General features: G+C 71.7%; 11 protein-coding genes. 1 reads left to right on the forward strand and 10 read right to left on the reverse strand.

Annotated elements, in window-relative coordinates; all coding sequences use genetic code 11:
• Positions 1-15: 15 nt before the first annotated feature.
• The 6 genes from pstC to tsaB form a co-directional block, all read right to left on the reverse strand.
• Positions 16-981: a phosphate ABC transporter permease subunit PstC gene (pstC, locus tag AOK08_RS30535; protein WP_241827151.1), complete on the reverse strand. Its 966-nt coding sequence runs from the start codon at positions 979-981 to the stop codon at positions 16-18.
• A 327-nt stretch (positions 982-1,308) separates the two neighbouring features.
• The gene (locus tag AOK08_RS30540) at positions 1,309-1,659 is read right to left on the reverse strand and encodes a DUF4288 domain-containing protein (protein WP_241827152.1); all 351 of its coding nucleotides are present in this window, start codon (positions 1,657-1,659) and stop codon (positions 1,309-1,311) included.
• Positions 1,656-1,910: a hypothetical protein gene (locus AOK08_RS30545; RefSeq protein ID WP_055532075.1), complete on the reverse strand. Its 255-nt coding sequence runs from the start codon at positions 1,908-1,910 to the stop codon at positions 1,656-1,658. The genes AOK08_RS30540 and AOK08_RS30545 overlap by 4 nt, the downstream gene beginning before the upstream one ends.
• The gene (gene tsaD, locus AOK08_RS30550; RefSeq protein ID WP_055532077.1) at positions 1,907-3,019 is read right to left on the reverse strand and encodes a tRNA (adenosine(37)-N6)-threonylcarbamoyltransferase complex transferase subunit TsaD; all 1,113 of its coding nucleotides are present in this window, start codon (positions 3,017-3,019) and stop codon (positions 1,907-1,909) included. The genes AOK08_RS30545 and tsaD overlap by 4 nt, the downstream gene beginning before the upstream one ends.
• Positions 3,012-3,563: a ribosomal protein S18-alanine N-acetyltransferase gene (rimI, locus tag AOK08_RS30555; protein ID WP_198539442.1), complete on the reverse strand. Its 552-nt coding sequence runs from the start codon at positions 3,561-3,563 to the stop codon at positions 3,012-3,014. Before rimI ends, tsaD begins: the two co-directional genes overlap by 8 nt.
• A gap of 20 nt (positions 3,564-3,583) precedes the next feature.
• A complete protein-coding gene (tsaB, locus tag AOK08_RS30560; RefSeq protein WP_055532080.1) occupies positions 3,584-4,252 on the reverse strand; it encodes a tRNA (adenosine(37)-N6)-threonylcarbamoyltransferase complex dimerization subunit type 1 TsaB in 669 nt (222 codons plus the stop codon).
• Between the two features lie 110 nt (positions 4,253-4,362).
• On the opposite strand from tsaB, the gene AOK08_RS30565 reads away from it, so the two are divergent.
• On the forward strand, positions 4,363-4,917 hold the full coding sequence (locus tag AOK08_RS30565; protein WP_055532082.1) for a L,D-transpeptidase: 555 nt from the start codon (positions 4,363-4,365) through the stop codon (positions 4,915-4,917).
• Between the two features lie 22 nt (positions 4,918-4,939).
• Here the strand turns inward: AOK08_RS30565 and AOK08_RS46685 are convergent, their stop codons facing one another.
• The 4 genes from AOK08_RS46685 to alr form a co-directional block, all read right to left on the reverse strand.
• The gene (locus AOK08_RS46685; RefSeq protein WP_198539440.1) at positions 4,940-5,113 is read right to left on the reverse strand and encodes a hypothetical protein; all 174 of its coding nucleotides are present in this window, start codon (positions 5,111-5,113) and stop codon (positions 4,940-4,942) included.
• Between the two features lie 171 nt (positions 5,114-5,284).
• Positions 5,285-5,815: a tRNA (adenosine(37)-N6)-threonylcarbamoyltransferase complex ATPase subunit type 1 TsaE gene (gene tsaE / locus AOK08_RS30570; RefSeq protein WP_079054366.1), complete on the reverse strand. Its 531-nt coding sequence runs from the start codon at positions 5,813-5,815 to the stop codon at positions 5,285-5,287.
• Positions 5,816-5,837: 22 nt separating this feature from the next.
• On the reverse strand, positions 5,838-7,100 hold the full coding sequence (locus AOK08_RS30575) for an alpha/beta fold hydrolase (protein WP_055532086.1): 1,263 nt from the start codon (positions 7,098-7,100) through the stop codon (positions 5,838-5,840).
• A 182-nt stretch (positions 7,101-7,282) separates the two neighbouring features.
• A complete protein-coding gene (gene alr / locus AOK08_RS30580; protein WP_055532088.1) occupies positions 7,283-8,488 on the reverse strand; it encodes an alanine racemase in 1,206 nt (401 codons plus the stop codon).
• Positions 8,489-8,576 lie beyond the last annotated feature (88 nt).

An 8,576-nucleotide genomic window follows, 5' to 3' on the forward strand; every position in this document is an offset into this window, starting at 1 on the left:
CGGTCATCTCTTGCCTCAGCTCTGGGCGCCGGAGCGGGAGCGGGCCGCGACGGAGGAGGCGGTGAAGTTGACCGCCAGGGTGAGCAGGAACAGCGCCAGGCCCGCCGCCATCAGCGCCGACATCCCGAATTCGGAGGAGTCTCCGTAGTGCAGGGCGATCAGTGAGGAGACCGAGTTCGAGCCGGTCTGAAGGATGTGCGGCTGGATGGTGAAGACCGGCGAGATGATCAGGTAGACCGCGATGGTCTCGCCGAGCGCCCGGCCGAGCCCCAGCATCGTGCCGCCGATGATCCCGCCCTTGCCGTACGGCAGGACGACCGAGCGGATCATTCCCCACCGGGTGGCGCCGAGCGCGTAGGCGCCCTCCCGCTCACCGGCCGGGGCCTGCGAGAAGACCTCGCGCATCACCGAGCACTGGATCGGCGCGACCATGAGCGCGACGACGATGCCCGCGACGAACGTGGAAGCGGTGTACACGCTGTCGGAGGCGAGCGGATCGCCCGGCTTGACGCCGTCGACCGCGAACAGCGGTATCCAGCCGAACCAGTCGGACAGCCAGCGCGACAGCCCGATCACATGCTGCTGGAGGAAGAACAGGCCCCACAGCCCGTACACCACCGACGGTACGGCGGCCATCAGGTCGACCATGCTGACGAGCGTGCGGCGCAGCCCGCGCGGCGCCACGTCGGAGATGAACAGCGCGGTCCCGACGGCCAGCGGTACGGAGATGGCCACCGCGACGAGGGCGATCAGCAGGGTGCCGGTGAGTACGGCGGAGATGCCGAAGTTGTGAACGTCCGGCTGCCAAGCGGCAGTTGTGAGGAACGCGAATCCCCGGGCGTGCAGCGCCTGCCCCGCCCTCAGCAGCAGGAACAGCCCGACGGCCGCCATGATGGCCAGCACCACGACCCCGGTGGCCGTCAACTGGATCCGGAAGACCCGGTCACCGAACCCCCTGGCGGTGTAAAGCCGCCGAGGCACGGGTCTGTCGGGCTCCGATATGCCGGAACCCACCTGCGTGGACACCACGTACGCCCCTCAAGAATCGAACACGACTCTCCCCACGCCGTACGAACGCACCGCGCGGAGTGAGTCAATGGCCGAATCCTGACGTCCGGACGCGTCAGACATGGACGCCGGGTGAATGACCCATGTCAACCTGGTGGGCCAACTGTGGAGGCTCCCCCGGCATCTTGGGGCTTAAGGAACGTCTGAGACGCGTGACGCCCTCACCAACCCGGGATGGCTGAAACCACCACCCTGCCCCGGACGGGTCCCGTCCCGCCCGACCACGACGAACGGACCGGCTCAGCGGGTCCGTTCCTCCCCCACGGCGCCGATCCGCTCGTCCCCCGTGGCGAAGAACCGGCGCACATAGTCGTCGGACGGGAGCCGGCTCTCCCGCATCAGGGAGAACACCTCGGCGCCCTCCTCCGGGGAGTCGTACATGGCGTAAGCCTCGGCGAAGCCCGTGTACTCGACTCCGTCCAGGCCCTCGCAGTACTCGGCGGCCTCCGCCTCACCGCGCGCGATCGCCTCGTCCAGGGACCGGGCGACCCAGAGGGTCACCCTCTCCTCGTAGACCTCCAGGTCCCCATGCCGGAAAACACACCGGACGCCGTACCAGGACGGTTCGTTCAGGCCCTTCGGAGAGCTCACTCGCCCACCACCTCGAACCGCCACCGATGCACCGCCCGAGTAACCAACTCCGCCTCCGGCTCAGGGAGTTCGGGCAGGTCGGCGGCGTAGTCGGCGTCCCACCACGTGATGACGAGGACCCGGTCCCCCGGAGCCCTGAACGTCTCGCGGCGCACCGGCGGTACGGGCAGCGCCCGCGCCCGTGCCCAGGCGAGGAGTTCGTCCCCGCGTCCCTCGACGGCCCGCGCCTCCCACATCAACGCGACCGTCACGCGTACAGGTTCCCCTCGCCCGTCTCGTGCGCGTGATCGTGCGAGTTGCCGTGCGACTGTCCCGGCACATGCGGGTCGGTCACCGGCAGCGAGGAGTCCGCCGACAGGTCCCAGTCGGAGGGGGCCCGGTTGCGGGCGACCATCTCGGCGCCCAGCGCGGCCACCATGGCGCCGTTGTCCGTGCACAGCTTGGGCCTCGGCACCCGGAGCCGGATACCGGCCGCCTCGCACCGCTCCTGGGCGAGCGCCCGCAGCCGTGAGTTGGCGGCGACGCCCCCGCCGATCATCAGGTGGTCGACGCCCTCGTCCTTGCAGGCACGCACCGCCTTCCGGGTGAGTACGTCCACCACCGCCTCCTGGAAGGAGGCCGACACGTCACGCACCGGCACGTCCTCGCCCGCCGCCCGCTTCGCCTCGATCCAGCGGGCCACGGCCGTCTTGAGCCCGGAGAAGGAGAAGTCGTACGCCGGGTCGCGCGGCCCGGTCAGACCGCGCGGGAACGCGATGGCCTTCGGGTCGCCCTCGCGCGCGTACCGGTCGATGACGGGACCGCCGGGGAAGCCCAGGTTCAGCACCCGCGCGATCTTGTCGAAGGCCTCACCGGCCGCGTCGTCGATGGTCGCGCCCATCGGCCGCACGTCCGAGGTGATGTCCGAGGAGAGCAACAGCGACGAGTGCCCGCCGGACACCAGCAGGGCCATCGTCGGCTCCGGAAGCGGCCCGTGCTCCAGTTGGTCGACGCAGATGTGGGAGGCGAGGTGGTTCACCCCGTACAGGGGCTTGCCCAGCGCGTACGCGTACGCCTTCGCCGCCGAGACCCCGACCAGCAGCGCGCCCGCGAGCCCGGGACCGGCGGTGACGGCGATGCCGTCGAGGTCCTTCGGGCTCACCCCGGCTTCCTTCAGCGCCCGCTCGATGGTCGGCACCATCGCCTCCAGGTGCGCGCGCGAGGCCACCTCGGGCACGACACCCCCGAACCGGGCGTGCTCGTCGACGCTGGACGCGATGGCGTCCGCGAGGAGCGTGGTCCCCCGCACGACACCGACACCGGTCTCGTCGCAGGAGGTCTCGATGCCGAGGACGAGTGGTTCGTCCTTGCGGTCAGCCATTGCTCTCGGTTCCTTGTACGTCGTTTTGCTGTACGTCGATGTCCTGGGCGCCGGAATCCCTCGCCGGCACCGATGCCGCCGGGTCGCGCAGCCGCATCACCAGGGCGTCGACGTTCCCTGGCTGGTAGTAGCCGCGTCGGAACCCGATGGGCTCGAAGCCGAACCTCTCGTACAGCTTCTGCGCGCGCACGTTGTCGACCCGGCATTCGAGCATCACCTCGGCGCACTCGAACGCGGTCGCCGACCGCAGCAGCTCGGTCAGCAGCACGGCGCCGAGGCCGGTGCCCCAGTGTTCGCGGGCGACGGCGATCGTCTGTACGTCGGCCACGTCCCCGGCGGCGGCGAGCCCCGCGTACCCGATGATCCGCCGGCCTCCGCCCGCCGCGCCCTCCTCGTCCTCCTGCTCGGCGACGAAGTACCGCCGGGTCGCCTCCGGACCCCTCGCGTGGGCCAGGTCCGACCAGAACATGCCCCGGGACCAGGCGTCCTCGGGGAAGAGGGCCTTCTCCAGCTCCAGCACGGGCTCGATGTCCCACCAGCGCATCTCGCGCAGCACGGCAGTCGTCACTTGGGCGTGACCACCTTGTAGTTCTTGGGGACCTGGGCGTCGGGCCGGCGCAGGTAGAGCGGCCGGGGGGCCGGGAGTTCGACGCCCGCCGCCAGCCGTTCGGCGGCCAGTGAGGCGAGGGCGGCGGCGGAGACGTGCTCGGGTGCGTGCGCGTCCGGGAAGGTGTCCGGGTAGAGCAGGGCGCCCGCGCCGACGGCGGGCAGGCCCGCGACCTGGTCGGCGATGTCCGCCGGCCGGTCGACGGACGGCTCCGTGACCCTCGTACGGGAGTCGCTGTAGCGCGCCCAGTAGACCTCCTTGCGGCGGGCGTCGGTAGCCACGACAAAGGGGCCACCCCCTGCGGTCTCCTCGACCTCGGCGGCGTACGCCAGGCCGTCCAGGGTGCAGACGCCGTACACGGGGACGCCGAGCGCGAGTCCGAAGGTGTCGGCGGTCATCAGGCCGACGCGCAGCCCGGTGTAGGGGCCGGGGCCGATGCCGACGACGACGCCGGTGACGGCGTCGAGGGCCGTGCCCGCCTCGGCGAGGACGCGGTCGACGGCGGGCAGCAGCAGTTCCCCGTGCCGGCGCGCGTCGACCTGGGCCGACGCGGCGACGACGGCCGTCCCGTCGTGCAGGGCGACCGTGACGGCCGGGGTGGCGGTATCCAGAGCGAGCAAGAGCACGCGAACAGCCTACGGCGCCCGCGCCCCCCGTACGGCCGTCCCGTTCGTCGTCCCGGCTGCTGCTACCGTCGCCGCAAAACGGGACGTACAAGACGAAGAGGTGGACGCCGGTGACCAGGAGCAGCGCGGGATTCGTGGCCGGGCTCACCGCCACGGCACTCGCCGGGGTCGGCTTCCTCGCCTACCAGGCCTCGGCGAACGCCCCGCAGCGCCCGGGCGCCGAACACGTGTCCCCCTCGGCGCCGGTGACCACCGCGAAGGCCCCCCGGGACACCCGGCACCCCGACGCCCTGCCGACCGGCTCGGGAACGGGCAGGCGGGTCGTGTACTCCCTGGACGACGACCGGGTGTGGATCGTCGGCGACAACGGCCGCGCGCTCCGCTCGTTCCCCGTCGCGCCGGGCACGGTGGACCCGGAACCGGGCAGCTACCAGGTCACGTCCCGCTCGAACTCGATCATGGGGACCGACGGCGCCCCGATCGAGCACGTCGTGCGGTTCACCGGCGTGGACGGCGTGGGCATCGGCTTCAGCGCGGCGGTGAACGGCTCGCCCCCGCCGCAGGACCCGGAGGCCCTCACCGGCGGCATCCGGGAGACCCGGCCGGACGGGGACGCGATGTGGGAGTTCGCGACGATCGGCGAGAAGGTCGTCGTGATCCGCTGAACGTCGTGATCCGCTGAACGGGCTACGCGGCCTTGGGGTGCCTTACGGGCGCTTTGGGTGCGTCGGGGGCGCGCGGAGGCGTGGAGACCGCGCGGGCGGCGGCGCCCGCCGCCAGCAGTTCACGCATGGACACCCCGGGAACGACGCACGGCTCCGACTTCGCCATCGGCTCGGGCGTGCTCTCGGTAGCCGACATGGACGCCTCCAGAAGCTCGGGGGCGGGCGTAGTTAGGTAAACCTAACTACGAATTGGATACCATGTGACCACGCGCGGGACACGCGACGCAACATCTTGCCGACGGATTGTCGGAACATTCACGCGACCGTTCACGCAGCCCTTGACCCGTTCACGCAGCCCCTGACCCGTTCATACGGCGCCCAGGTCAACCGCCGCCCACCGCTCACCCACACCCATGAGGGTGACGTGCCGTACCTCGTCCGTGGTGTCTCCGACCGCCCGGTGGATGAGGAGATGGAGCCGGTCGTCGGTCAGCTCCTCGACCTTGCCCTCGCCCCACTCCACGACGACGACGGACTCGGGCAGCGAGACGTCGAGGTCGAGATCCTCCATGTCGTCGAGACCGCCGCCCAGCCGGTACGCGTCCACGTGGACGAGCGGCGGGCCGTCGCCGAGGGAGGGGTGGACGCGGGCGATCACAAAGGTGGGCGAGGTGACCGCGCCCCGGACCCCGAGCCCCTCGCCGAGCCCGCGCGTCAGCGTCGTCTTGCCCGCGCCCAGCTCACCGGTGAGCATCACGAGGTCCCCGGCCCGCAGCCGCCCGGCGAGCCGGCGACCCAGCTCCCGCATCTCGTCGGGCGAATGGACGGTCACCTCGAAGGACGAGGAGGGAGAGGAGGGAGAGGAGGGAGAGGCGGGCGCGGCGGGAGAGGCGGCCATGGGAACCGGGAGGGAGGGCGACTCAGCCCGGCCGTCGCGCGCTGCTGCTGCTGGTGCTTCCATAACCGGAAACGGTAGCCCCTGCCGGCACGGCACCCGCGCGCGTGAGCAGGTCGGCGAGCCGGTCGGTGACCGCCTCCGGGTGCTCCAGCATCACCAGGTGCCCGGCGTCCGGCACGAGGACCAGTTCGGCGTCCGGCAGCAGGTCGGAGATGGCCTCGCTGTGCCCGCTGGGCGTGACGAGGTCGCCGACCCCGGCCAGCACCAGCACCGGCAGGTCCTTGAAGTGGCCGAGGGCCTCGGTCTTGTCGTGCTCGGTGAAGGCCGGGTAGAACTCGGCGACGACGTCGATGGGCGTGCTCTCGATCATCCGTTCGGCGAACCGGACGACGGCGGGATCGACGTCCCGTGACGAGAACGAGTACCGCTTGATGATCCCGGCGAAGAGATCGGCGGTGACCCGCCGCCCCCGCTCCACCCACTCGGCCTGCTGCCCCAGCGCCCTCAGCACGCTGGGCAGCACCCGCCGTACGGCGTTCACGCCCGCGACCGGCAGTCCGTAGTTGACCTCGCCGAGCCGCCCGGCCGACGTACCGACGAAGGCGACCGCGACGACCCGGTCCCGTACGAGGTCCGGGTACTGGTCGGCGAGGGCCATGACGGTCATCCCGCCCATGGAGTGCCCGACGAGCACGATCGGCCCCTCGGGCACGGCGGCGTCGAGGACGGCCTTCAGGTCCCGCCCGAGCTGGTTGATGGAGACGGGCACGCCGTCGCCGTGCTGAGCGACACCGCGCCCGGATCGCCCATGGCTGCGCTGGTCCCAGTACACACTCCGCACAACCCCGCGCAGGGCGGCCCGCTGGAAGTGCCAGGAGTCCTGGCTGAGGCAGTAGCCGTGACTGAACACGACGGTGACGGGGGCCGGGGCCTTACGGCCGAAGAGCCGGCGCCGGCGCGGGGTGAGCGCGGGCGCGGCGGCCGGGTCGACGTCGTCGACCTCGTAGTACAGCTCGGTGCCGTCGTCGGCGTACGCCTTGCCCGGGGTGCCGCGCAGCACGCCGTACGGGCCTGTCGAGTCGAGCGCGAGCCGCGCCTTCTCGCGCATCCCGCGCCCCACGGTGAGCCGCTCGACGGCGACACCCGCCGCGGCACCGGCGGCGACCACACCTATGGCGACGCCCGCGATGCCGGTCACCCGGCGCCACCCCCCGGCCGCTTCCGCGGCGGAGGCCACGGCCGCCGTGGCGGCGCTCGCGACGACCTCCGCACTGCTCTCGCTCACGTACCGCTCCTCGCTGGATTTACCACTGAAATTACGGGCTTGCCGAAGTACTTGCTTCACTACTTGCTTCAGTACTTGCTTCAGTACTTGCTGACGTACCTATTGAAGTAGAAGTCACCGGAGATGCCGCAGCGGCCGGGCGGGTTACTCGTGCCGCCGAGCGGCGGAACCCCAGCACCCGTCTACCGCTCTTCTCCCTCTCCCTCTTCCTCGTTCTCGTTCTCGTTCACATAGACGCGAGGCACCCGGGTGCCGACGCGCGTGACGATTTCGTACGCGATCGTCCCGGCCGCCTGTGCCCAGTCCTCGGCGGTGGGCTCGCCGCGGTCGCCGGGCCCGAAGAGCAGGACCTCCGCGCCGGCCTCGGGCTCGTCGCCCCCCAGATCGACGACGAACTGGTCCATGGCGACCCGCCCGGCCACGGTCCGCCACTTCCCGCCGATCAGGACGGGCCCGGTGCCGGAGGCGTGGCGCGGGATGCCGTCCGCGTAGCCGACGGGGACGAGGCCGAGGGTGGTGGCGCCGGGGGTGACGTAGTGGTGCCCGTAACTGACACCGTGCCCGCCGGGTACGTGCTTGACCAGCGCGAGCGAGGCGGCCAGCGTCATCACGGGACGGAGCCCGAGATCGGCGGCGGTCCCGATCTCGGGACTCGGCGAGATCCCGTACACGGCCACCCCCGTCCGTACGAGGTCGAAGTGCGTGTCCGGACGGCTGAGCACGGCGGGCGAGTTGGCGAGGTGCCGCACCTCGGGCCGCAGTCCGTGCCGCTCGGCATACGCGATCATCTCGTGGAACCGGGTGAGCTGCCCGTCGACGGAGGAATGGTCGGGCTCATCGGCGCAAGCGAGATGAGACCAAAGCCCGGTCACCCTGATGAGCCCGTCCCGCTCGGCACGCAGCGCGGCGGCGACGAGCGCGCACCAGTCGTCCCCAGGCTGACAGCCACCGCGCCCGAGCCCGGTATCGGCCTTGAGCTGCACCCGAGCGGGCCGCCGAGCGGCCCTGGCAGCGTCAGCAACCTCCCGCAGGGCCCACATGGCGCCCACCGACACGTCGATGTCGGCCTCGATGGCCTCCTGCCAGGGCCCGCCGGGTGTCCAGAGCCAGCACATGACCCGGACATGCCGGGGCACCCCGGAGGCCGGCTGCCGCAGGGCGAGCGCCTCCTCGGGGGTGGCGGTACCGAGCCACTCGGCGCCCGCCTCGGCGGCGGCCCGAGCACAGCGAAGCGCCCCATGCCCGTACCCGTCGGCCTTGACGACGGCCATCAGGGCGGCACCGCGCGTGCGGGCACGCAGGGTCCGTACGTTGGCCCGCAGGGCGGCCAGGTCGATCTCGGCGCGGGCTCGCAGGGCGACGGCCGGCGGGGCTGCTGTCTCACTCATGGCGCCCCCAGTGTCTCAGAGGGACCGCGAAACACATCCGCGGCTACCCCACGGCCAGCCGCCCCAACACATAGCGGAGTTTCCCACC

Source organism: Streptomyces graminilatus (assembly GCF_001418565.1).
GTDB classification, from domain to species: domain Bacteria; phylum Actinomycetota; class Actinomycetes; order Streptomycetales; family Streptomycetaceae; genus Streptomyces; species Streptomyces graminilatus.

What these genes read in the sequence shown, in the direction of transcription:
- tsaD (WP_055532077.1), bottom strand. Translation starts at nt 3,019, where the DNA reads ATGGCTGACCGCAAGGACGAACCACTCGTCCTCGGCATCGAGACCTCC.
- rimI (WP_198539442.1), bottom strand. Translation starts at nt 3,563, where the DNA reads ATGCGCTGGTGGGACATCGAGCCCGTGCTGGAGCTGGAGAAGGCCCTC.
- AOK08_RS46685 (WP_198539440.1), bottom strand. Translation starts at nt 5,113, where the DNA reads ATGTCGGCTACCGAGAGCACGCCCGAGCCGATGGCGAAGTCGGAGCCG.
- tsaE (WP_079054366.1), bottom strand. Translation starts at nt 5,815, where the DNA reads ATGGCCGCCTCTCCCGCCGCGCCCGCCTCTCCCTCCTCTCCCTCCTCT.
- alr (WP_055532088.1), bottom strand. Translation starts at nt 8,488, where the DNA reads ATGAGTGAGACAGCAGCCCCGCCGGCCGTCGCCCTGCGAGCCCGCGCC.